The organism is Acidovorax sp. Leaf78 (genome assembly GCF_001422735.1).
GTDB lineage: Bacteria > Pseudomonadota > Gammaproteobacteria > Burkholderiales > Burkholderiaceae_C > Acidovorax.
Window position 1 is genome coordinate 83,416 of record NZ_LMLZ01000005.1, and the last position, 23,950, is coordinate 107,365.

Here is a 23,950-nt window from a genome sequence, read left to right on the forward strand (position 1 = left end):
TCAATGCTTGGCGGGGCGGCTGGAAGGAATCCAGGCCCACGTAAATACACATTCGACCGGCTCCACGCCAGCGTCGTCGGTCACGGTGACCGCGACCTGCACCTCGCCCTTGTCGCTGGCCTGCATGGCGGCGCGCTGCTCGGCGGTCAGCGTGGCCACGGCCTTCAAGCCGCCCGTGGCGCGCTTCTTGAACGCCATGGACAGCTCCTTGGCCAGCGGGATGCAGTCGTCGCGCACGTTCATGCCGACCACCATGCCCGTGGCCGTCTCGGCCAGCAGGTTCATGGCCGAGGCGTGCACGCCGCCGATGTGGTTCTGCACGCGGTGCTCATTGGCAAGGCGCACTTCCACACGCTCGGGCGTGAGCGACACGAACTTCACCCCGGCCGTGCCGGTGAAGGGCACGGCCCGGCGCAGGATGATGTTCTGCACGAAGCCGCGCATGAAGGCGGGTGCCTCGTCCAGGCGCATCAGCGAGCGCTGGAGTTTGTTGGGGGCGTGGTCCGTCATGGTGATGGCGGTCAGTTGCGAACAGGCTTGCCTGTCGAGAGCATGCCCAGGATGCGCTCGTGCGTCTTGGGCTGGGCGATCAGGTGGCAGAACGCCTTGCGCTCCAGCGTGAGCAAGTATTCCTCGCTCACCAGGGCACCGGCATCCACATCGCCGCCACAGACCACCTCGGCGATCATGGTGCTGACCTTGAAGTCGTAGGCGCTGATGAAGCCGCCGTCGCGCATGTTCACGAGCTGTGCCTTGACGGTGGCCAGGCCGCTGCGGCCCGCCACGGGGAACAGGCGCTTGTGCGGGGCGCGCCAGCCGCTGGCGGCCATGGACTTGGCTTCGTTGACGGCCACGAACAGCAGTTCGTCCTTGTGCGGGACGATGATGTCGGACTCCAGCAGGTAGCCGAGCTTGCGCGATTCGAGCGCGCTGGTGCCCACCTTGGCCATCGCGGCGGCGGTGAAGCCTTCGGTCAGGAAGGGCAGGATGTCCTTGCCGGTGGAAGCCGCCATGTTCTCGGCGGCGCGGCGCGCGATGTAGGTCAGGCCGCCCGCGCCGGGCACCAGGCCCACGCCGACTTCCACCAGGCCGATGTAGCTTTCCATGTGGGCCACGCGCTTGGCGGAGTACACGGCCAGCTCGCAGCCGCCGCCCAGCGCCATGCCGTGGATGGCCGCGACGACGGGCACCTGCGCGTAGCGGATGCGCAGCATCAGGTTCTGCAGTTCCTGCTCGATGCTTTCGACCGCATCGGCACCGCCGACCATGAAGGCGGGCATGGTGGCTTCCAGGTCCGCGCCCACGCTGAACGGGGCGTCGCCGGACCAGATGACCATGCCTTGGTATTCGGCCTCGGCCAGCTCCACGGCTTCGGTCAGGGCTTCCATCACTTCGGGGCTGATGGCGTGCATCTTGTTCTTGATGCTGGCGATCAGTATCTGGCCGTCGAGCGTCCAGGTGCGCAGGGCTTTCGATTCGGCAATGGTCGTGCCGGCGGTGCGCCAGTCGGGCAGGTTGGTCTCGCCCAGCAGCGTCTCGGGGAAGATCTGGCGCTCGTACACGGGCAGCTGGCGGCGGGGCACGAACTTGCTTTGCGATGCGCTCCACGAGCCTTGCGCGGTGTGCACGCCACCGGCTTCGGCCACGGGGCCCTTGAAGACCCACTCGGGCAGCGGCGCCTTGCTCAATGCCTTGCCGGCGTCGATGTCTTCCTGGATCATCTTCGCCACCTCGAGCCAGCCGGCCTCTTGCCAGAGCTCGAAGGGGCCCTGCTTCATGCCGAAGCCCCAGCGCATGGCCTGGTCCACGTCGCGTGCGTTGTCGGCAATGGTGCCCAGGTGCACGGCGGCGTAGTGAAAGCCGTTGCGCAGGATGGCCCACAGGAACTGGCCGGGTGCGCCTTCTGCGTTGCGCAAGAGCTTCAGGCGCTCGGCCGCCGGCTTCTTGAGCATGCGGCTGTACACCTCGTCGGCCTTCTGGCCGCCGGGCACGTACTCTTCGGCTTCCAGATCGAAGCGCATCACGTCGCGGCCGACCTTCTTGTAGAAACCGGCCTTGGCCTTCTGGCCGAGGTGGCCCAGTTCCATCAGCTTCTTGAGCACGGCGGGCGTGCCAAAGCTTTCGTAGAACGGATCGGTCTCGATGCTCAGGTTGTCCTGCAGCGTCTTGATCACGTGGGCCATGGTATCGAGGCCCACCACGTCGGCGGTGCGGAAGGTGCCGCTTGATGCGCGGCCGAGCTTCTTGCCCGTGAGGTCGTCCACCACGTCGAAAGTCAGGCCGAAGTTCTCGACCTCTTTCATGGTGGCCAGCATGCCGGCGATGCCCACGCGGTTGGCGACGAAGTTGGGGGTGTCGTGCGCGCGCACCACGCCCTTGCCCAGGCCGCTGGTGACGAAGGCTTCGAGCTGGTCGAGGACTTCGGGCTGGGTGGTGGGGGTGTTGATCAGCTCCACCCGCGTCATGTAGCGCGGGGGGTTGAAGAAGTGGATGCCGCAAAAGCGCGGCTTGATGCTCTCGGGCAGCACTTCAGACAGCTTGGTGATCGACAGGCCCGAGGTGTTGGACGCCAGGATGGCGTGCTTGGCCACGTGGGGCGCGATCTTGGTGTACAGGTCGAGCTTCCAGTCCATGCGCTCGGCAATCGCCTCGATCACGAGGTCGCATTCCTTGAGCAGGTGCAGGTGCTCTTCGTAGTTGGCCTTCTGGATCAGCGCCGCGTCGTCCGCCACGCCCAGGGGCGAGGGCTTGAGCTTCTTGAGGCCTTCGACGGCCTTGGTGACGATGCCGTTCTTCGGGCCTTCTTTGGCGGGCAGGTCGAACAGCACCACCGGCACCTTGACGTTGACCAGGTGCGCAGCAATCTGCGCGCCCATCACGCCTGCACCGAGCACGGCGACTTTTTTCACTTGGAATCTGGACATGGTTTGTGTCATTTCAAAACCGTTCGGGCTGAGCCTGTCGAAGCCTTGGCGGGGAGGTGGCCACCAGGCCCTGGGGCCAAGCTCAGGGCGAACGGAGTGTTGATAGGGGTTGGCGCTTACTGGACCCGGATCCAGGTCTGCGAGCGGCCGAAGGGGCCGATGGAGCCGCGCACTTCGAGCTTCTTGCCGCCCTCGATGGGCGTCATGCGCAGGGTGTAGTTGCGGCCGTTCTCGGGGTCGAGGATCTTGCCGCCCTCCCACACTTCCTTGCCGTCGGCCTTCTTGGCGCCGCGGATGATCTCGAGCCCCAGGATGGGCTTGCCCTTGCGGTCGTCCGAGCATTCGTCGCAGACGTCGTCAGGCTTGGCGTCCTTGGTGAGGCGCTTTTCCAGCGCCCCGTTCAGCACGCCGCCGCCGATGTCGCGGATGCGGATCTCGGCCTTGGCTTCACCGGTCTTGTCGTCGATGTTGCGCCACAGGCCTTCGGGCGTCATCTGCGCCCAGGCCGGCAAGGCACCTGCTACCAAAACAATAGCTGCTACCGCTTTATACATAAGCGCTCCGTGGCAAAAAGGCTGAAGATCCGCAGGGAACAGGGGTGGTGGTGGGGGAGATCAGGCCAGGGCCAGGTCCGTGTCCATCAGCACCTTGCTGCCAGCGCGGGCGGTGCGCATCAGCGTCGCGGTCTCGGGGAAGAGCTTGGCGAAGTAGAAGCGGGCCGTCTGCAGCTTGGCGCCGTAGAAGGGGTCGGTGTTGCCGGCGGCGATCTCGCGCAGCGCGACCTGGGCCATGCGGGCGAACAGGTAACCGAACACCAGGTGGCCGGCCACGCGCAGGTAGTCCACGGCCGCGGCGCCCACTTCGTCGGGGTTCTGCATGCCCTTGAAGCCGATCTCGGTGGTGAACTTGGTCATCTGGTCGCCCAGCATGGCCACGGGGTTGATGAACTCGGCCATCTTCTCGTTCACGCCTTCTTCTTCCACCAGCTTGCCGATCAGCTTGCCCAGCTTCTTGAGCGTGGCGCCGTTGTTGCCCAGGATCTTGCGGCCCAGCAGGTCCAGCGACTGGATGGTGTTGGTGCCTTCGTAGATCATGTTGATGCGGTTGTCGCGCACGTACTGCTCCATGCCCCATTCCTTGATGAAGCCGTGGCCGCCGAAGACCTGCATGCACGCGTTGGTGCTGATGTGGCCGTTGTCGGTGATGAAGGCCTTCACGATGGGGGTGAGCAGCGCCACCATCTCTTCGGATTCGGCACGCACCTTTTCATCGGGGTGGCTGTGCACCTTGTCCAGCAGCAGCGTGCAGAAGATCTGCAGCGCGCGGCCGCCTTCGGCGTACGCCTTGGCCGTGAGCAGCATCTTGCGCACGTCGGGGTGCACGATGATGGGGTCGGCGTCCTTGTCCTTGGCCTTCACGCCCGACAGGCTGCGCATCTGGATGCGGTCCTTGGCGTAGGCCAGCGCGTTCTGGTAGGCCACTTCGGTCAGGCCCAGCGACTGGTTGCCCACGCCCAGGCGGGCGGCGTTCATCATCACGAACATGGCGGCCAGGCCCTTGTTGGGCTGGCCCACCATGGTGCCGATGGCGCCGTCGATGGCGATCTGCGCGGTGGCGTTGCCGTGGATGCCCATCTTGTGCTCCAGGCCCGTGCAGTAGATGGGGTTGCGGTCGCCCAGCGAGCCGTCGGCATTGATGTTGAACTTGGGCACGACGAACAGGCTGATGCCCTTGCTGCCTTTGGGCGCATCGGGCAGGCGGGCCAGCACCAGGTGCACGATGTTGGCGGTCATGTCGTGCTCGCCGGCGCTGATGAAGATCTTGTTGCCGGTGATCTTGTAGGTGCCGTCGGCCTGGGGTTCGGCCTTGGTGCGCAAGAGGCCCAGGTCGGTGCCGCAATGGGGTTCGGTCAGGCACATGGTGCCGGTCCACTCGCCGCTGGTCAGCTTGGGCAGGTAGATCTTCTTTTGCTCTTCGGTGCCGTGGGCGTGCAGGGCTTCGTACGCACCGTGCGACAGGCCGGGGTACATGGTCCAGGCCTGGTTGGCCGAGTTCATCATTTCGTACAGGCACTGGTTCAGCACGAAGGGCAGGCCCTGGCCGCCATAGGCGGGGTCGCACGACAGCGCCGCCCAGCCGCCTTCGACGTACTTGGCGTAAGCGTCCTTGAAGCCCGACGGGGGCTTGACCTCGTGCGTGGCCTTGTCGAGCACGCAGCCTTCGGTGTCGCCGCTGATGTTGAGCGGGAAGGTCACCTCGGCGGCGAACTTGCCGGCTTCTTCGATCACGGCGTTGATGGTGTCCACATCCACCTCGGCATGGGGTGGCATTGCCTTGAATTCATCACTGACCTTGAGCACTTCGTGCATGACGAATTGCATGTCGCGCAGCGGCGGCGTGTAGATAGGCATGGGGTTTACTCCTTGGATGTGGTGGTTTGGTTGGAAACTTTGCGGCGCTTGGCGGCAGCAGGGGTGGCTGCAGGCGCCGCGGCGGCCGACGAAGGGGCCGGGGCGCTGCTGTAGCGCGCCAGGATGTTGTGAAAGCCCTGCACCGCCCGGCCCATGGAGCCGGGGGTCTGCAGGAAGCGCGCTTCGTAGTGCAGCGCAAGGATGAGGCCGTGGATCTCGAACAGCATCTGTTCTGCATCGGTATCCACACGCAATTCGCCCAGGCCCTTGCACTGCTCGATGGCGCGGCGCATGGCGGCGTGCCAGGTCAGCACCGAGCTGGCCAGCGCGTCGCGAACGGGGCCGGTGCGGTCGTCGAACTCGACCGCGCCGCTGATGTAGATGCAGCCCGAGTCGATTTCGATGGAGGTGCGCTTCATCCAGTTGTCGAACAGGGCCGACAGGCGCGCCACGCCGCGCTCGGCGGACATGGCGGGGTAGAAGACTTCCTGCTCGAACCGGGTGTGGTATTCGCGGATCACGGAGATCTGCAGCTCTTCGCGTGAGCCAAAATGGGCGAACACGCCGGACTTGCTCATGCCCGTGACGTCGGCCAGGGCCCCGATGGACAGGCCCTCCAGCCCGATGTGCGTGGCCAGGCCCAGCGCCGCCTCGACGATGGCCGCCTTGGTTTGCTGGCCCTTTTGCAGGGCACGGCCGGTGCTGCTGCGGGCGCGCGGGCTGCGGGTGGCCTGGCTGGATTCGGAGGTGGCGGGCATGCTGGCAAATAAAAACGAACGTTCGTTCTATTCTGCAGCAATTTCAGGGCACCGCCAAAACCCCTGGAAAAAATAGGGAGGGGTACCCAAACGGGCGTTGCAGGGGCGCCACCCGCAAGGCGGGGGCGCGCTGCCCTGCTCTTCTGCTCTGGACCATCGAGCCTTCTGACAGATCCTGTCGTTGGCTCGGCCGTTTGGCTGCCCAAGCCCTCGTGCTGGCATCGCCGCCGGCAGCGCCCGCCGCTTCACCCTGACAGCCGGGTAGCCAGGTAGCCGGGCCCGCTTTACAGGATGAGCGCCAGGCTGGCTTCTAGGTGCTCCGACGGCAGGCGCTTGAAGCCCGAGCGGGCGTAGCGCTGCAGGCGCCCCACGGCAAAGGCGGTGAGCACGCTGGCGGCCACCTGCGCATCCACCGTGGGCGTGGACGACCCTGCAGTCGTGGGCCGAAGGCACTGGCGCAGGGTGGATTCGATGCGGTCGAAGAACTGGTTCATGCGCTGCTGCAGGCGCTCATGCTCGAACACCAGGGCGTCGCCCACCATCACGCGCACCATGCCAGGGTTGCGCTCGCCGAACTGCAGCAGCAGGCCGACGATGCGCGCCGCCTGGCGCGCGCCGACTTCGGGCGGCTGCTCGGTGTCGGGCACCTCGCGGCCGGTGATCTGCGTCACCAGGGTGAACACGGTCTGCTCGATGAAGTCGATGAGCCCCTCGAACATCTGCGCCTTGCTGGCGAAGTGGCGGTACAGCGCCGCCTCGCTCACCGACAGGCGGGCGGCCAGGGCGGCCGTGGTGATGCGCTCCGCACCCGGCTGCTCCAGCATGGCGGCCAGCGCCTGCAGGATCTGCACGCGGCGCTCGCCCGGCTTGGGGCGCTTGCGCGCCGCGGGGGCAGCCTCCGCATCGTCGGTGGAGACTGGCTCGGGCAGGGGCGAAAGTTCGGACATGCAGGGCAGGCGCTCAGGTAGGGCCCTGCGTCACCAGCCGCCATGCCGTGGCATGGGCGGGTGGGCAGCAGGACAGGGATCCACAGGGCTTGTGCAAGCGTCGAGGCAGTGGTGCCGCCCCCAATGGCGCCAGCGAGTGCCGGCGCCATGTTTGCACAAGTCAATCTTGTATGTAAATGATTCTCGCACAGGGCTTTGCACCCCGGACTGCCCGCCGTGGCTACAGCGGGAACACCACCGCGACGAGCAGTCCGTGGCCTTGCGCACCCGTGCCCAGCGTGAGGGAGGCCCGGTGCACGCGGGCGATCTCGTCCGCAATGGCCAGCCCCAGGCCCGTGCCCTCCCCCACCGTGCCTGGCACGCGGTAAAAGCGCTGCATGACGCGGGCACGCTCGACCTCGGGCACGCCGGGGCCGTCGTCCTCGACCTCCAGGAACACGCGGGGCGGCCCCGTGCGCCCCTGGCGCATGCCGCAGCGGATGGTGACGATGCCGCCTGCCGGCGTGTACTTGATGGCGTTGTCCACCAGGTTGGACAGCAGCTCGCGCAGCAGCCAGCCGTGGCCGGTGACGTGCACCGGCTGCACCTCCAGGCCCAGGTCCAGGCCCTTGCCGGTGGCGGGGTCGAGAAAGGTCTCGAGCAGGGTTTCGCACAGGTCTTTCAGGTCCACCCGCTGCGTCTGCTGGGCGTCCAGGCTGCGCGCATCGGCCCGCGACAGGGCGAGCAGCTGGTGCGCCAGCTGCGAGGTGCGGCGCGTGGCGTTGCGCAGCTTCTCGATCTGGTCTACTCCTAAAACAATAGCACCTTGCGCCCGCCCATCGTGCGGTAGCGCCGTTTTCCCATCCAAATCCGGCAGCGAGACGCGCGGCGGTGCCGCCGCCTTGGCCATCATGGCCCACGCCTCCACCTGGGCCTGCAGGCCGGCCAGGGGCGTGCGCAGCTGGTGCGCCGCGTCGGCCACGAAGCGGCGCTGCCCTTCGGCCTGGGCATTGACCAGCGCGAACAGCCGGTTGAGCGAGTGCACGAGCGGGCGCACTTCGGCCGGGGACGCGGCTTCGTCGATGGGGCTCAGGTCGCGGGGGGAGCGGTCCTCCACCGCTTCGGCCAGGTCCACCAGCGGCTTGAAGGCGCGGCCCACGGCCCAGTGGATAGCCAGCGCCGCCGCGGCCACCAGCACCAGGTTGGGCAGCAGCACGCGCAGCAGCAGTTGCTGGGCCCACTGCTGGCGGGGGTCGGAGCCGTCGGCCAGGGCCACCACCAGCTCGCCCGCGCCGGTGCGCCCGCGCTGCACGGCCACGCGGTAGGTCACGCCGCCGAACTCCACGCTGTGGAACTCGGGCGCCTGCGTGGTGGGCACGGCGCTGTGCACCCAGTCGTCGCCCAGCAAAAGCTTGCCCGACGGGTCGCGCACGCTGTAGCCCGAGAAGCCGGCGTTCTGGCGCAGGAAGTCTTCCACCGGCGGCGCGAGCAGCAGCAGGGGCGGTTCGTTGTCGCGGATGGCCGGGGCCAGCACCGAGTCGGACAGCGCGGGCAGCAGGCGCAGCAGGCGCTGGTCGTGCCGGTTGGCGGCATCGTCGGCCGACCGGTAGTCCAGCCACACGCCGACCATGGCCAGCAGGCACAGCGGCAGCACCAGCAGCAGCAGCAGCCGGTTGCGCAGGTCCGAGGTCATGGCGCGCAGGCCGGGCCGCTGCAAAGGGGTGGACCGGGGTGGTGTCGGCGTCATGGCGGGAGCAGACGGCAGATGGACGGGCTGGCAGGCTGGCCGATGGACGGACTGGCCGTGGGTCTGGTGGGCCGACGGGGGCCGGTCAGGCCGCCTGCAGCTCCAGGCGGTAGCCGAACCCGCGGATCGAGCGCAGCGCCACGCCGTGCGGCTCCAGCTTGCCGCGCAGGCGGGAGACGTAGACCTCCACCGCGTTGGGTGTGATCTCCTTGTCCCAGCCGGTCAGCGCCTGCAGCAGCTTGTCCTTGCTGGCGGGCTTGGGGGCGTTGATGAGCAGGTATTCGAGCACGGTCCACTCGCGGGGGCCGAGCTCGATGACCAGATCGCCATCGCCTGCGCGCACCGTGGCGCGGCGGCCCGCGGTGTCGAGCTCGAGCGGGCCGAAGCTGAGCACCGCCGTGGTGGCGGCCTGCGAGCGGCGCAGCAAGGCCCGCAGGCGGGCCAGCAGCTCGGGCAGCTCGAAGGGCTTGACCATGTAGTCGTCCGCCCCCAGGTCCAGGCCCTGGACGCGGTCGTGCAGGGCATCGCGCGCGGTGAGGATCAGCACCGGCATCGACGGGCTGGCCATGTCGGGGCGGCGCAGGCGGCGGGTGAGCTCCAGGCCGTCCATGGCGGGCAGGCCGATGTCGATGATGGCTGCGTCGAACGACTCGGTGCGCAGCACTTCTTCAGCGCGCTCGCCGCTGCCCACCCAGTCCACCGCGTAGCCTGCGTCCGACAGGCCCAGCTTGATGCCGCTGGCGACCATGACGTCGTCCTCGACGAGCAGCAGCCTCACGCCTGCGCTCCCTGGTGGCCCACCGGAAGATGACCGCCGCCCGGCATCATCGTGGCCTCAGTGCGAGCGGATCATCGTGCCGTAGGCCTGATCCGTGAGGATCTCCAGCAGCATGGCATGGGGGACCCGGCCGTCGATGATGTGCACGGCGTGCACGCCGGCCTTGGCGGCATCCAGCGCGCCGGCGATCTTGGGCAGCATGCCGCCCGAGATGGTGCCGTCCGCGAACAGCGCGTCGATCTCGCGCGCCGTGAGGTCGGTCAGCAGGTTGCCCTGCTTGTCCAGCACGCCGGGCGTGTTGGTCAGGAGCATGAGCTTTTCAGCCTGCAGCACGGTGGCGAGCTTGCTGGCCACCACGTCGGCGTTGATGTTGTAGCTCTCGTTGTTCTCGCCGAAGCCGATGGGGCTGATGACGGGGATGAACGCGTCGTCCTGCAGCGCCTTGACCACGCTGGGGTCGATGGAGACGATGTCCCCCACCTGGCCCACGTCGTGCTCGATGGCGGGGTTCTTGTTGTCCACCATCTTGAGTTTTTGCGCGCGGATCATGCCGCCGTCGCGCCCGGTCAGGCCCACGGCCTTGCCGCCGGCCTGGTTGATCAGGCCCACGATGTCCTGCTGCACCTCGCCGGCCAGCACCCACTCGACCACTTCCATGGTCTCGGCATCGGTCACGCGCATGCCCTGGATGAACTCGCCCTTTTTGCCCAGGCGGTTCAGGGCCGTCTCGATCTGCGGGCCGCCGCCGTGCACGACCACGGGGTTCATGCCCACGAGCTTGAGCAGCACCACGTCTTCGGCGAAGTCCGCCTGCAGGGCCGGGTCGGTCATGGCGTTGCCGCCGTACTTGATGACCATGGTCTTGCCATGGAACTTGCGGATGTAAGGCAGCGCCTGGGCCAGGATTTCAGCCTTGTCGCGTGGAGCAATCGAAAGAAGGTCGGTCATGGAGGCGTGCCATCCGCAAGAAGAAAATGTGAAGCGCAAATTGTGCCGCATTCGCGGCGCGGCCCGCTACCGCAGTGCGTGCACCGGTCTCAGTGCCGCAGCCAGTGCGGCACCTTGAAGCGCACGATGGCCATGTAGGCCATCACATAGCTGATCACGAACAGGCCGCAAAACGCCATGAGCAGCGGTGTATTGCTCCAGAACAGCACGGCCGGCACCACGGTCAGCAGGGTGAAGCCCCACAGGTAGGGCGATGTGCGGTTGTTGCGCATGAGCATGCGGCGGGACTCGTCGTCATGGAACACGCCGCGCACGATGCGCCGGTAGATCAGCTGGTGAAAGTGCAACGCATCGGCCACCCCGGGCGAAACGCCCCGGACCGCCTTGCGGTAGATGGAAAACACCGTCTCCCACACCGGGTAGATCAGCAGCAGCATGGGGAACCAGGGGGACACATCGGCATTGCGCTGCACCAGCGAAATGCTGGCCAGCGCAATCACCACGCCCCACACGTACGCCCCGCCGTCTCCGGCGAACACCATGCCGCGCGGGTAGTTCCACACCAGGAACCCGCCCGTGGCGGCCGCGGTGGACACCAGCAGCGCCGCCAGGGCGCGGTCGCCCACCTGCAAGGCGACGTGCGCCAGCGCCAGGCACACGATGAGCGCCACCATGCCCGCCAGGCCGTTGTAGCCGTCGATGATGTTGAAGGCGTGGGGCAGGCCTGCGACGGCGAGCACCACGATGCACCAGCCGATCCAGGGAGCCATGGCCATCCAGCCATCGAGCCACGGCCAGCCCACGCGGGGCAGTGTCAAATCCAGCAGAAAGATGGCCAGCACACCGGATGCACCGGTCAGGGCCAGCCTGTAGCGCACCGACAGCCGTTGCGTCATGTCTTCGGCAATGCCGCCCAGCGCAGCCGGCAGCAGTGTCAACAGCCAGGCGCCGACCCAACTGCCCAGCCGCAGCGAGCCAGGGTCGCCCCAGCCCAGCGACTGCCACACGCCCAGCCCCCAGCTGACGACCATACCGATCAGCAGCGCAGCGCCGCCGATGCGGGGCACGTCACCCAGATGAAACCGCTGCGGCATGCCCTCGCCATAGACGAGCGCGTGTTCATTCCCCCATCGAACGATGAGCCCTGCAGCCAGCGCCGCCACCAGAAAACCGACTACAGACAACCAAATCATGGGGTGCCGATGGTACCTTTGATACCTGAGGCCCCAGTTAGCAACTGTTGCGCCTGCCGATACACGGGCGACATCCACAGCCGAAACAGGCTGCGAACGTGCCAGGCCAGGTGGTCGAGCCGGCGGCCGCTGGCCCGCTGGCCCGCATGCACGATCTCCACCGGCGCCTTGATCAGTGCCCCCCCGGCCAGCCGGAGCCTGAGGCAAAAGTCCACGTCTTCGCAGTACATGAAGTAGCGCTCGTCAAAGCCGGCCAGCTCCCGCCAGACAGATGTCGGCAGCAGAAGACATGCCGCGTTGACCCAATCGACGCGCTGCTCCGTGCGGCCCAGCAAACGCCGGCGCAACAGCGTCCAGGGGGACGGTAGTTCGCGCTCGCTATCCTGCACACGGCCGCTCTCGTTGACCTGGATGGGGTAAGCGCAGCCTGAGGCGTGCCCGGCCAGGGCGTTGACCAGGGGCACAAACGGGTCGTCGCCCAGCACCACATCCGGGTTGAGTACGCAAACAAACGCTTCCTGGGCCGATGCCAGCGCCTGGTTGTGGTTGGCGCCAAAACCTACGGGCACCTCGTTGCGAATGATGTCCAGCGAAAAAGGCCATCGCCCTGACGGCCATTGCGGCTCTGCCTCGGGCACATTGAGTGTGAGCACCACCCTCGACACCACCGGGGAATTCAGGCGGGCCAGGGCCTCCAGCAATGCCTGAATCTGAACCCCATGGGCATGGCTGACGATGGACACGACGACGGTGGGTGAAGGGCGGGGAGCAATCAGTGGCACCCCGGTATTGTCGTTCGGATAGCCACACAGTTGTAACAATCTCCCGGGGGTGCCCTGGCAAGCCCCGTCATAATTCCGGGATGACGCAAACAATTGAGGACTTGCACGTCTATCTACGTAGCATTCGTCCCGAAGAAAGAACTTCTCTCTCCACCCTCGCCGAGATGATTCCCGCAGGCTCCAAGGTCCTCGACCTGGGCTGTGGGAGCGGGGCATTGGGTCAGTACCTGGCGGAAACCCGCAGCTGTGTCAGCGACGGCGTCACGTGGAGCGAGGCGGAAGCGGCCCACGCCCGCCCCCACTATCGCCACGTGCATGTGGCGGACCTGGAAACCGCGGACCTGCCCAAGCTGTTCGCCGGGGAACGCTACGACGCCATCGTGTGTGCGGACGTGCTGGAGCACTTGCGGCACCCCGAGTCGGTGTTGGCAGCCGCCCGGAACATGCTGTCCGCCGAAGGACGGCTGCTCATCTCCGTGCCCAACGCCAGCTACAGCGGCCTGATCGCCGAATTGCTCAAGGGCGAATTCAAATACCGCAAGGAAGGCTTGCTGGATGAGACGCACCTGCGCTTCTTCACGCGCCGGTCGCTGGTGCGGTTCATGACGGAACAGCGCTGGGCCATTGACACCCTGGAGGTCATCGAGCGCCCGATCCCCGAGTCAGAGTTCAAGGTGGAGTTCGACGATCTGCCGCCGTCGGTGGCCCGTTTCATCCTGTCGGGCCCGGATGCCCTGAGCTACCAGTTTGTCGGTGCGGCGCGTCCCGTCGAGTCCGCCGAAGAAGCGGTGGTGGTGCAGGAGTCCTTTCCTGCAGAAGGCAAGGCTCATTTTTCGGCCGAGCTGTACTTGGGGCGCGACGGCCAGTACCGCGAAGCCGACAAGCTCACCGCGTCGGGGATCATCGGCCAGGACCGGCAGACCGTTCGCTTTGACATCCCCGCAGCCGACGTGCCCTGCACGCACCTGCGGCTGGACCCGGCAGACCGGCCGGGCTACCTGCACCTGTACGGCATCGCGCTGAAGAATGCCCAGGGCGCCGAGCTCTGGAAGTGGGATGCACAGGCAAGCCAGCGCTCTCTGCTCGCCACCACGCCCCACCATGAAATCGTCTGGCAGGCACCTTTGCCCGCCGCCAGCGGAGCGACCCTGCTGCTGCTGTCGGGCGAAGACCCGTGGTTCGAGGTACCGGTCCCGGTAGAGATTCTGCGGTCCCGGTCGCCCGGCGGCCTGGCGCTGGAGGTCGAGCTGGGCTGGCCGATGTCCACGGACTACCTGGCGCTGGCTGCGACGGTGCACCCTCTGCACGACCGCATTGCGCAACTGGAAGGCGATCTCCGCGACACGCAAGGTCATCTGCACCAAGTGCAAAGCAGCCTGAGCGCAGACCTGGCCACGGCCCGCAGCCGCAACGCGCTGCTGGAAGAAAGCAACCGCGCCACAGGCCACCAGCGTGCCACCTGGCAACGGGAGGCTACGCGCGTGCAGCGGGACTACGACGACCTGGCCCGTCACTTGAAGAACATCGAGGCGTCCACCGTCTTTCGCGCAACCCGCCCCCTGGTACACGCAAAAATGCGCATTGACCGATTGCTGGGCCGTGCGCCCAAAAGCAGCGCCGCTGCGACCCCGACAGCCCAGCCCATGTCCGCACCGGCCCATCCGGTGGACATCATCGTTCCGGTCTACCGCGGGTTGGCCGACACGCAGCTTTGCATCGAGTCGGTGCTGGCAAGTTCTTGCACGAGCGAGTACCGCCTGATCGTGATCAACGATGCGAGTCCCGAGCCCGAAGTCACCGCGTGGCTGCGCGAGAAGGCCGCCCAGGACAGCCGCGTCACCCTGCTGGAAAACCCCGAGAACCTGGGCTTCGTCGGCACCGTGAACCGCGGCATGGCGCTCAGCGACAGCCACGATGTGCTGCTGCTCAACAGCGACACGGAAGTCGCCAATGACTGGCTCGACCGCATCCGCCGCGCGGCCTACAGCGACCAGAAGGTCGCATCCGTCACGCCGTTTTCGAACAACGCCACCATCTGCAGCTACCCCCGCTTTTGCGAGGGCAACGACCTGCCGGAAGGCTACAGCACCGCCCGCCTGGACGCCCTGTGCGCAGCCACCAACCCTGGCGCGGTCGTGGATGTGCCCACCGGCGTGGGCTTTTGCATGTACATCCGGCGCGACAGCCTGGCCGACGTCGGGCTGTTCGACACCGAGAACTTCGGCAAGGGCTATGGCGAAGAGAACGACTTCTGCCAGCGCGCTGCAGCCAAAGGCTGGCGCAACCTGCACAACCTGGACACCTTCGTACTGCACACGGGCGGGGTGAGCTTCGGCGACAGCAAGAGCCCGCGGGAAAAGGCCGCCATGGAGACGCTGCGGCGGCTGCATCCGCGGTATGAAAGAGCAGTCATGGCCTTCGTGCAGGCGGACCCGGCACAGCCCTCCCGCCTGGCGCTCGATGTGGCCCGGATAGCGCAGGCGGGACTTCCCGCTGTGCTTGCCGTGCTGCACGACAGAGCAGGCGGCACCCTGCGCCATGTGCGCGAGCTCGCCCAGCACCTGAGCGATCGCGCCGTCTTCCTCACCCTCAAGCCCGCGCCTGCGCGCAGCGTGGTTCTCGAGCTGGCGGCGCAAGATGAAGGTTTCGAACTGGTCTTCCGCCTTGCGGATCAGCACCCGGATCTGGTGGAGGTGTTGCGGCAGCTCGGCGTGGCGCACATCCACTACCACCACCTGCTGGGCCACGACCCGCTGATCATGGACCTGCCCCACCAACTGGGCGTGCCCTATGACTTCACCGCGCACGACTTCTACAGCTACTGCGCACACATCTCCCTGACCGGGAACGACAACCGCTATGCGCCAGAGCCCCGGCCCGGCGAATGTGCCTGCTGCTCGACGCACGAAGCAGCCCCCGCGGGCACAGGGACCATCGCAGACTGGCGGCACCGCAACGAGCTGTTCCTGACCAGCGCCCGGCACGTCTTCGCGCCAAGCCACGACACCGCGCGGCGAATCGCCGCATTTGCGCAGGGTGCACGCGTCAAGGTTGTCCCGCACACGGACCTCACTGGCGATGGCGTGCCGACGCTCACGGCCCCGCTGCCTGCGACACGCCTGCCCAACGCGCCCCTCAAGATCGCAGTCATCGGCGCACTGAGCGCCATCAAGGGCGCCGACCTTCTCGAAGCCGTGGCCATCGAAGCCGCCAAGCGGCAGGTGAACATAGAGTTCCACCTCCTGGGCTACGGCTACCGCCACCTGCAGACCCAGCCCCGCGCCAAACTGACCGTGCATGGCCAGTATGAGGAGGCAGACCTGCCCGGCCTGCTGCAGTGGCTGCAACCCGACCTGGTGTGGTTCCCTGCGCAGTGGCCAGAGACTTACAGCTACACCCTGAGTGCCGCCTTGCAGGCTGCGTTGCCAGTGGTGGTGAGCGATCTGGGCGCATTCGCCGAACGCATTGCGGGGCGCCCCTGGAGCTGGGTGGTCCGCTGGGATCTCAGCGCCAAGGAGTGGGTGGATACCTTCGCCTCCCTCCAGGCGCAGCATTTCGTACCCGGCACGCCCCCTGCCATCACCGAGGCCGAAGCCCAAACCTCCGGCAACGCGGGCGTGGGTGGAGCCGGCGAATGGCATTACCGGTCGGCCTACCTGGCAGACGACATTGCGTCCCGCCGTGCCTCAGCCACTGGTCTGGGCAGTAATGCACTGCAGGCCTATCTGCCGCAGCCCGATGCGGCGCTCGGTGCCAAGTCGGGCTTGTTGAGCGCTGTGGTGTACCTGCGCTCGCTGCCCGTGCTGCGCAGCGTGGCCCAGAGGATTCCAGGCCACTGGCAGCGCCGTGTCAAGAACTGGTTGAGGGCATAGGTCGGGTGGCGCGCCGTGCGCGCAGCCACCGGTGGGCTGCGCGAATGCAAGGCCGCTCCACCCAGAACCACGACATCAGGGCCAGCCCCAGCACCGGCAGCAAAGACAGCGCCAGGCATGCGGACAGCGGCCAGCCTTGGCGCAGGCAGACTGCCGTGACCGCCTGCTGCACCGGGAACGCGTAGATATACACCCCGTAGGAGATATCGGTGCGCTCCCGCTGCCTTGGACCTTCGCGGGCCGTCCCGGCATGCGCAGCGTAGAAGGTGCCGCAGGCCACCAGAGCCCATACGCTGATCTGGCGCAACCACTCGCTCTGCAGCGTCAGGGCCGCAACCGCAGACACCAAGGCAGCCAGCGCCATCCAAACTCGCGGGCGCACTCCATAGGCTGCCCACCACGCGCCGACGAAAAACGGTACGCCAAAGCCGCAGAAATCCCGCCAGCGGAATGCGTCCGCCAGGAGCCCGCCACCGGCTTCGATGCCGGCATCCCAGCGGCCCTGCCGTGCTGCTTCCCAACCGAGTACCAGAATGCACACAGCGAGCGGGTAGACCCAGCGGCGCCCGCGCGCAGCCATCGCCATGGTGGCGAGGATCAGGTACATCGCCAGTTCATACCGGATGGTCCACAAGGATCCATTCACCGCACGCGCGAACGGATTGCTTTCGAACACACCCGGCAGGGTCTGCACCGTCGCCAGCCCCAGCGCGTTGTTGACGACGTTGAGCCAGGTGCTGCCTGAACCCCAGTAGACCGACGAGGGCAACGTGGTGACCGCCCAACCGAGCACGAAGACGGAAAATAAGACCGCCACCATCAGGCCCGGAAAGATGCGCATCGCCCGCTTCACCCCGAACGCACGCCAGTCGGGCTCGCGGTCCCAGCTTTGGCACACCAGGTAGCCGCTGACGAAAAAGAAGACATACACCGCCACCGATCCCAGGCTGTGCCCGGGGAAAGGCACCGGCAGATGCAAACGGTACAGAAAGTCGCCGTGCGCCACAAAGACCGCGAGCGCAGCCATCAAGCGAAGCAGATCGAAGCGGTTGCCGCGCTCAATGGCCTGCATGGCAATCACCCGATGCATGTTGACCCCAAAGTCCATTCGGCAAGGTCCTGATGCACTGCATCGGCCCCAAGCCAGCGAGCTGCTGCACCAAGCGGCACACCCCGTGCGCCCGGCAGGAGCGGTCGTGTCCGCGCGTCATGCGCCAGCAGCGGCAGCAGTTGCTGTGCGTGCGCCGCCAGGGCGCCCATCCAGCCAGCGCTTGAGCCGCAGTGCGGGGGCCTCCACGGCATGCCACGATGCATATCCGGCAGCCACAGCCACAGCGAGCGCCAACGCCAGGCTCAGCAAAAAAGGCAAGCCAGGGAACAGGGCTTGTACCGCCTGCTGAATGGGGCACCCGAGGATATAGATGCCGTACGAGGGATCGCCCTTGCGATGCAGCCACGCAAAAGCAGGCGCCTTGAGCGACCCCAGATGGATGAGCAACGGGGGCAGCAGCAACAGGCCGGCAGAGTGCTCCAGCTTGGCGCCGAAAAAAAGCGCAGCCGCTACCGGCACCAGGCCGAGTACCACCTTGCGCCCATGGGCATGGAACTGATCGCGGGACAACGCCAGCAGCACACCGCAAGCGAAGTACGCCGGGTATTCGAACCAGTGCTCCATCACGCCCGTCAGGTCGGCATTGCGCTTTGCCAGGAAGTACGCGACATAGGCCACGGCCACGGCGCACGCCAGCTTGCGCGAGCGCAACACACCCAGCACGCCCGCTACGGCGAGGGCAAAGTAGCACATGAGCTCCATCGGGATCGTCCACAACGGCCCGTTCATCAACCCGGCCAGCGGGTTCTTCGGGAAGACTCCGGGCAGGTTAACGTAGGCAGTCCCCAGCAACAGGTTCTGCCAGTGCTCCAGCGTCTTCGGGTGCACGAGAAACTCCCGCAGCGGGAGCGATGTGAAGAACGCGCCAAACAGAAAAACGTCGGCCAGCACCGCCACCAGCATGCCAGGCCACAGCCGCAGCAGCCGCTTGCCGATGAACGCCAGCACCCGCGGGTCCCGCAGCCAGCTCAGCGTCACCAGATAGCCGCTGATGCTAAAGAACGTCATCACCGCTACGCCTCCCACCATGTCGGAATGCAGCCAGGAGGGCGGCGGGGTCCCAGTGATGTGAAAGTGGTGGCTGAAGATCACCGCGGAGGCAGCGCCGATCCGCAACGCGTTGAAGGCGTTGCCTTGCTCATCGGCCGACGATGTGGGGATGGCGCTCATTCCTTGCGCAGCAGCAGGAAGATCTCGTTGTTCAGCAACCACTCTTGCGGATACCGGTCGCGCAGTGCCGACGGCACCTCCATCTCTACGTTGCGCCGCTCCTGGCGTGCCACCGAGAAACCCGCAGCTACGGCAAGTTCCACCAGTTCATCCGAGGTCAGGCGGTTCAGCGCCAGGTATTCCTTGAAGACAAAACGCTTGTAGCCGTCCACGCCAAAGTCGGCAAAACCGAAGTCCACCTCAGCCGCATCGATAGGCCCCTCGTGCGACTGCACGACGCCCCACAACTCGTCCTCGCTGGCCAGCAAGTGGTGCCAGGGCTTGTCGTCATAGCGCCGCAGGTGCGAACCGAATGGGGAGTAGAAAAGCGGCTCGATCTGGATGAAGAAGTACCCACCAGACCGCAGGCACCCGTGCAGGTCGCGCAGTATGGGGGCCAACTGATCGCGCTGCACATGTTCGAAGGTCGACCAGCTCATGATCGCGTCGAAGTTACTGTGGCGCCCAGCCAGCGGGGTGCCCGGCAGGATGGTCTCAAAAGTCAATGCCGACGGGATTCTGGACATTCCCAACTGCTCGCGTGCAATGCGCGGCAGCTTGGCGTATTCCTGCCGGATGTCCACGCCATGGATGCGTGTCGCGCCATGGCGCAGCACCAGCGACAGGTCTGTGATGCCATCGCCGCATCCGAAGTTGAAAAGCTTGGCGTGGGGCATGTCCACGACACTGCCCACCCAGTGGTTCACCACGTCCGCGGCGTAGTGGAAATGGGCACGGAACCACTCATCCGAGATTTTCTGGGCATCCCAAGGGGCCAGGCCCCACAACCGCTCCTGCAGCTGCAGCATCCATTGCGTGCGCATGTTGTTGTCGTCAGTCCATGTCAGAAGGGGAAGAAACTAAGCGCACCGGAGGCACTTGCGGCAGTGCAGGTCGTCATGGCTTGCGCAACACGTACGCATCCTGGTGGTTCCAGAAATGCACCAACGACCGGTGTACCAGCGCCTGGTCACCCCAGGTTTCAGCAATGCGCTGAATGACGAAGTCCTCGGACGTGAAAGCCGTCCCATATTCCTGAGCATCGATGGCATTCGACTCGCTGGAGGGGGCGAAGAAGAAGCCTTCTTCATCCAACTGCACGCTATCGAAATGAGCCGCCTTCATGCCGTGTGTGCTGAACACCAGCAGCCCACCAGGCGCAACCGCCCCGTGCAGCACCTGAAGCCACCGAGTCCATGTGCTGCGCGGCAGATGGCTGAACAACGACAGAACGAACACAAGGTCATATTGCCGTGGCCATTGCACACTCTCCGGCACGCTGGCAGACAGGAACCCCTGCACGCCGAACGTCTGCCTCGCAAACTCGACCGCCCCCGGAACCACATCAGACACGGTGACACGCTCAGCCCCCAGCGCTTTGACTAGATGGCGCGTGAAACGGCCGTGACCGCTGGCGAACTCCAGCACCTGCGGAGTTTTGAGCAGCGGCTGATCTACGGCCTCCAGCAACAGCAGCAGCTCGGAAAGCGTGCGCCAACCGTCTGCAAAGTAGTCGCGCAGTGGGTTGACGCTGGATGGATGGCTCGCAAAGAACCCAAAGATATCGTCCTCGGGCGATATCTTGCATTCAAGCCCGGTCATGTTCGTGAACGAACCCACCAGCGCATGCTGCTCGATCAGGCCGTGCGCCTCGAGCAAGGTCTCGCGCACCTCACGCGCCCTTGCAAGCACCTGGGCGGCGCCAACGCGGTCACCTTGCTGCAGAAGTTGCACGCCCTCGTGCAGCAACTGCTGCGCTGCGCTGGTGGGGTTGTCCTGCGAAATCAGAGAATCCATTGTCATGGGAAATAAGGAATCAATACCTGCTTGAAGGAGACAAAAGCGCCCCGCGATGCGAGGTTGCCAATCTGAGTAAGCCGCATAGCTGCCAGCGACCTGCTACCCAGGTACGCTGCGAGGTGATGGGGCGTGGCTGTGGGTCATTTTCCAACATTCCCGCCCGGCCTCACGACTTGTGCATGGCTGGGCCAGCACACACCCGCTCACTGCGGCGTGGCTGCGGTGCGAGCCGAGCCCCTACCCCCAGTGGTGCGGCAAGCGAACGAGCCCCGGCAATGCCTTTGGAAAAACAAACCGGAAATGCATGAACTGGAACCACTCGTCGTACACAGCCAGGCCCGTTTCGTCGAACAGGAAAGCGCTGATGACGTAGTCGCCGCTGTGCAAAGGCAAATCGGGAAACGTGAGTACCGAACGCCACGTCCCATCTGGCTGACGCTCAGGGTAGGCACCATCCTCATGCGTCGCCAGCGATGTGATACCTACGCCCTTGGACTGCTCGATCATGAAGCCAATGTGCGGACGTTCCTCGCCCCGCCCTCTGGCTGTGATGGTGACCACCAGGTTGGTGCTTTCCAGCAAAGGTGGCTGGTCGCCGACCGGGTCTGCCAGGTCCTGCACATCCACCGACACGATGCATGCAGCGCCAAGATCGTTAACGGCTGCGGGGTGCTTGCCCGCGGCGTCGGCTTCTGACGCGCCCGCTTCGCCTTCGCCTCCGCCGGGTGTATCTGCATAGGGAACGACGCCCTCTTGCGAGCCGTCCTGCAGCGCCTGACGCTGCCGGGTGTGCACGTCGTATGCCGCGAGCACCGGCTCGGTGGGCCCAAACTGCACCACCTCCCCGGCCCTGAGCCACAGCGCGGCATCGCACAGGTGGCGTATGTGGTACGGGCTGTGGGAGCAAAACAGGATGGTGCAGCCGTTGTTGCGAAACGCCATGATGCGTTCGACGCACTTCTTCTGAAAATGCTGGTCGCCCACCGCCAAGGCTTCGTCGATGATCAGCACGTCGGGCTGCACGGCCGTCACCAGCGCAAAAGCCAGCCGCACCGTCATGCCCGATGAATAAGTCTTGACCGGGCGGTCCAGGGCTTCACCCAGCTCACAAAACTCCACGATCTCCGGCTCCAGCCGCGCCATCTCGTCATGGCTGATGCCAATGAGGCTGCCGCCGAAGTACAGGTTGTCACGGCCGCTGAAGTCAGGGTGGAAGCCTGCTCCCAGTTCCAGAATGGCCGTTACACGGCCTACGCGATCAATGCGTCCGCTCGACGGCTGCAGGGTCCCGGCCAGAAGCTTGAGCAACGAGCTCTTGCCTGCACCGTTGTCTCCAATGACACCAATGCACTGGCCTCGATGCAGCTCGAACGACACGTCGCGCAGCGCCCAGTGGCTGCGGTGGGTGGCGCGCCCCGTGAGCAACGCCCGCAGCCTTGAACGTGCAGAAGGGTAAAGTTTGTATTCTTTGCTGACGGACTGCACGCTCAACACGGTCTGCGGCGTTACACCGCCCTCTGGGGAAGGCTGAACCATTGCACTCATAGCCAGTCCACCAGTTGATCCCGGCTGCGCGCCACCAGCACATTCAAAGCCAAAACCAGCACCACCATCCATGCGCAGGATACCCACCATACGCTGGCGGCGGGCCAACTGCCCTGCAACAGAATCTGCTGGTAGCCCTGCACTGGTGCCGCCATGGGGTTGAGCCACAAGACCCAGCGCCAGCGCTCAGGGAACAGGGTCATGGGAAAGAGGACCGGCGACAGGTAGATGCCGACCGACAACAGAAAGCCCACCATCTGCACCGTGTCGCGCAAGGCGGCCGCCAAAATGGCCAGCACGTAGGCCAGGAGCAGACAAATTGCCCACTGGACCAGAACCAGCAGAGGGAAGGCAACCACGGGCCACGCAAACCGATGCAGCGGTGTGTAGGCAATTGCCAGGAGCAACAGCAACGGCGCAAACACCAGGGCACTGGCCAACACGGAGCGGGTGACAAACAGCACCGGAGGCAGTGGGTTCTTCTGAAGCAGCCCGCCTGCATCGATAAGACTGTTCATGCCGCGTGCCACAGCATCACAAAATGCCATCCACGGAAGCGCGCCGACCACGAGGAACGTGCCTACCGCATGTGTGGGGGCGCCATCACCCAGGCGCATGGCAAACACCACGTCGAAGACCAGATAGTAAGCCGCTACTGTCAGCAATGGCTGGAGATAGGGCCAAAGAATGCCAGCGGCCGTGCCTGCATGGCGGGCGGCCACCTCACGGCGGGTGAGCACCCACACCAAGGACCGCGCGCTCCAGACGGCCCTCAGTTCATTGCCAAACGCATGCAGCATGTTGATTGTTGCAGGCCTGCTGTGGCAGGCCCATCCTCGTCAAAGACAAAACCGCGTAACGTACCACGTTTTGCCGCATGCTGATATGCGGACTGCCGTTTGCTGGATTGAGCTGTCGGTTGCCACGAAGACTTACGCCGGCACATGGAGCGACGGCGTAAGTCCAGCGGCCTTACTTCTTGGCGGGAGCTGCCGGTGCTGGAGCAACCAGCTTGTCCACAGTGGCCTTGATGGCGGCATCGTCAAGCTTGACGGTCTCTTCGAGGGTCTTGGCCAACTCGTTGCGACCCTTTTGCTGCTCAGCCTGGCGGACCTTGGCCACCAGTGCTTCCTGCACTTCTTCGAACGGCTTCTGGCCCGCAGGCTTGCGACCCACGAGCTGCAGCACGTGGTAACCGAACTGGGTCTTGATCACTTCGCTGGTATCACCCGGCTTTTGCAACGCCCAGGCGGCCGTGTCGAATTCTGGCACCATGCGGCCCTTGGCGAAGAAGCCCAGGTCACCGCCCTTTTCGGCGCTGCCGGGGTCGCCCGAGTTTTGCTTGGCCAGCGCTGCAAAGTCACCTCCTGCCCGCACCTTGGTCAGCAGGTCTTGAGCCTTGGCTTTGGCAGCAGCATCTTCCGAAGGGTCCTTGACAAGGATCAGGATGTGACGCACCTGAACCTGCTCAGGCTCAGCATATTCCGCTGCCTGGGCTTTGTAGATCGTGCGTGCCATGGCTACGGCCTGCGTGTCCGACGGTGTGTTGGACCTATCGACCTGGACCAGCAGCGCATCCGACAGAACTTTGTCGCGCGCCAAGGCCAGCGCGGCAGCCACTTCGGGGTTCTGTGCCAAGCCCTGGGCTTGCGCACGTTGTGCCAAGGCACGGCGAGTGTACAGATTGGTCACCAGTTGATTCATGGTGCGGGCCTGGGTCAGCACCTGAGGCCGCACTTCCAGTGGGATGCGTTGCACGTCTGCGATCACATCCGATGCAGTGACCTGAACTTCGCCAGCTTCCTTGACAGACCCCTTGGCCAGCACCGGCTCGGCAGCATGGGCTGCAAAGGCCAGAAGCGGGACGGCGCAAACGGCCACCCAGCGCTGCTTCCATGCGCCATGTGCTACGGTTTCTTGGGGGTCGCTCTTCAGAACGCTTTGAC

The 23,950-nt window shown here is 65.5% G+C and carries 19 protein-coding genes; 1 reads left to right on the forward strand and 18 read right to left on the reverse strand.

Annotated features, from left to right (window positions below; all coding sequences use genetic code 11):
* From ASF16_RS05615 to ASF16_RS05665, 11 genes are all read right to left on the reverse strand, one after another.
* Positions 1 to 510 (reverse strand): DUF4442 domain-containing protein, encoded by a 510-nt coding sequence (locus tag ASF16_RS05615; protein ID WP_056164018.1) that lies wholly within the window; start codon positions 508 to 510, stop codon positions 1 to 3.
* Between the two features lie 11 nt (positions 511 to 521).
* On the reverse strand, positions 522 to 2,924 hold the full coding sequence (locus ASF16_RS05620) for a 3-hydroxyacyl-CoA dehydrogenase/enoyl-CoA hydratase family protein (RefSeq protein ID WP_056164144.1): 2,403 nt from the start codon (positions 2,922 to 2,924) through the stop codon (positions 522 to 524).
* A gap of 116 nt (positions 2,925 to 3,040) precedes the next feature.
* Positions 3,041 to 3,478, reverse strand: coding sequence for a DUF2147 domain-containing protein (locus ASF16_RS05625; protein WP_056164020.1), 438 nt, complete (start codon positions 3,476 to 3,478; stop codon positions 3,041 to 3,043).
* A gap of 60 nt (positions 3,479 to 3,538) precedes the next feature.
* Complete coding sequence (locus ASF16_RS05630; protein ID WP_056164023.1) at positions 3,539 to 5,335, reverse strand: acyl-CoA dehydrogenase C-terminal domain-containing protein; 1,797 nt, start codon at positions 5,333 to 5,335, stop codon at positions 3,539 to 3,541.
* A gap of 5 nt (positions 5,336 to 5,340) precedes the next feature.
* Entirely contained in the window at positions 5,341 to 6,093 is a 753-nt protein-coding gene (locus ASF16_RS05635; RefSeq protein ID WP_056164026.1) for a TetR/AcrR family transcriptional regulator, read from the reverse strand.
* Between the two features lie 284 nt (positions 6,094 to 6,377).
* A complete protein-coding gene (gene slmA, locus ASF16_RS05640) occupies positions 6,378 to 7,040 on the reverse strand; it encodes a nucleoid occlusion factor SlmA (protein WP_056164030.1) in 663 nt (220 codons plus the stop codon).
* Positions 7,041 to 7,260: 220 nt separating this feature from the next.
* Complete coding sequence (locus tag ASF16_RS05645) at positions 7,261 to 8,712, reverse strand: sensor histidine kinase (RefSeq protein WP_056164033.1); 1,452 nt, start codon at positions 8,710 to 8,712, stop codon at positions 7,261 to 7,263.
* Positions 8,713 to 8,851: 139 nt separating this feature from the next.
* Entirely contained in the window at positions 8,852 to 9,544 is a 693-nt protein-coding gene (locus tag ASF16_RS05650; RefSeq protein ID WP_056164036.1) for a response regulator transcription factor, read from the reverse strand.
* A 57-nt stretch (positions 9,545 to 9,601) separates the two neighbouring features.
* On the reverse strand, positions 9,602 to 10,492 hold the full coding sequence (gene argB, locus ASF16_RS05655; RefSeq protein WP_056164040.1) for an acetylglutamate kinase: 891 nt from the start codon (positions 10,490 to 10,492) through the stop codon (positions 9,602 to 9,604).
* Positions 10,493 to 10,581: 89 nt separating this feature from the next.
* On the reverse strand, positions 10,582 to 11,685 hold the full coding sequence (locus ASF16_RS05660; protein ID WP_056164043.1) for a glycosyltransferase: 1,104 nt from the start codon (positions 11,683 to 11,685) through the stop codon (positions 10,582 to 10,584).
* A complete protein-coding gene (locus ASF16_RS05665; protein WP_162241055.1) occupies positions 11,682 to 12,467 on the reverse strand; it encodes a glycosyltransferase in 786 nt (261 codons plus the stop codon). Before ASF16_RS05665 ends, ASF16_RS05660 begins: the two co-directional genes overlap by 4 nt.
* Before the next feature lie 80 nt (positions 12,468 to 12,547).
* Between ASF16_RS05665 and ASF16_RS05670 the strand changes: the two genes are divergently transcribed.
* Entirely contained in the window at positions 12,548 to 16,339 is a 3,792-nt protein-coding gene (locus ASF16_RS05670) for a methyltransferase domain-containing protein (protein ID WP_056164047.1), read from the forward strand.
* On the opposite strand, the gene ASF16_RS05675 is transcribed toward ASF16_RS05670, so the two are convergent.
* The 7 genes from ASF16_RS05675 to ASF16_RS05705 all read right to left on the reverse strand — a co-directional run bounded on the left by ASF16_RS05675 (position 16,317) and on the right by ASF16_RS05705 (position 23,762).
* On the reverse strand, positions 16,317 to 17,447 hold the full coding sequence (locus ASF16_RS05675; RefSeq protein ID WP_235507269.1) for an acyltransferase: 1,131 nt from the start codon (positions 17,445 to 17,447) through the stop codon (positions 16,317 to 16,319). The genes ASF16_RS05670 and ASF16_RS05675 overlap by 23 nt on opposite strands.
* Positions 17,448 to 17,546: 99 nt before the next feature.
* On the reverse strand, positions 17,547 to 18,620 hold the full coding sequence (locus ASF16_RS05680) for an acyltransferase (RefSeq protein WP_056164050.1): 1,074 nt from the start codon (positions 18,618 to 18,620) through the stop codon (positions 17,547 to 17,549).
* Positions 18,617 to 19,483 (reverse strand): bifunctional 2-polyprenyl-6-hydroxyphenol methylase/3-demethylubiquinol 3-O-methyltransferase UbiG, encoded by an 867-nt coding sequence (locus ASF16_RS05685; RefSeq protein WP_056164053.1) that lies wholly within the window; start codon positions 19,481 to 19,483, stop codon positions 18,617 to 18,619. Before ASF16_RS05685 ends, ASF16_RS05680 begins: the two co-directional genes overlap by 4 nt.
* A 73-nt stretch (positions 19,484 to 19,556) precedes the next feature.
* A complete protein-coding gene (locus ASF16_RS05690; RefSeq protein ID WP_056164056.1) occupies positions 19,557 to 20,462 on the reverse strand; it encodes a bifunctional 2-polyprenyl-6-hydroxyphenol methylase/3-demethylubiquinol 3-O-methyltransferase UbiG in 906 nt (301 codons plus the stop codon).
* Positions 20,463 to 20,696: 234 nt separating this feature from the next.
* A complete protein-coding gene (locus tag ASF16_RS05695) occupies positions 20,697 to 21,995 on the reverse strand; it encodes an ABC transporter ATP-binding protein (protein ID WP_369817115.1) in 1,299 nt (432 codons plus the stop codon).
* 5 nt (positions 21,996 to 22,000) lie between these two features.
* Complete coding sequence (locus ASF16_RS05700; protein WP_200926870.1) at positions 22,001 to 22,804, reverse strand: ABC transporter permease; 804 nt, start codon at positions 22,802 to 22,804, stop codon at positions 22,001 to 22,003.
* 172 nt (positions 22,805 to 22,976) lie between these two features.
* Positions 22,977 to 23,762: a peptidylprolyl isomerase gene (locus tag ASF16_RS05705; RefSeq protein WP_235507270.1), complete on the reverse strand. Its 786-nt coding sequence runs from the start codon at positions 23,760 to 23,762 to the stop codon at positions 22,977 to 22,979.
* Between the last annotated feature and the right edge of the window lie 188 nt (positions 23,763 to 23,950).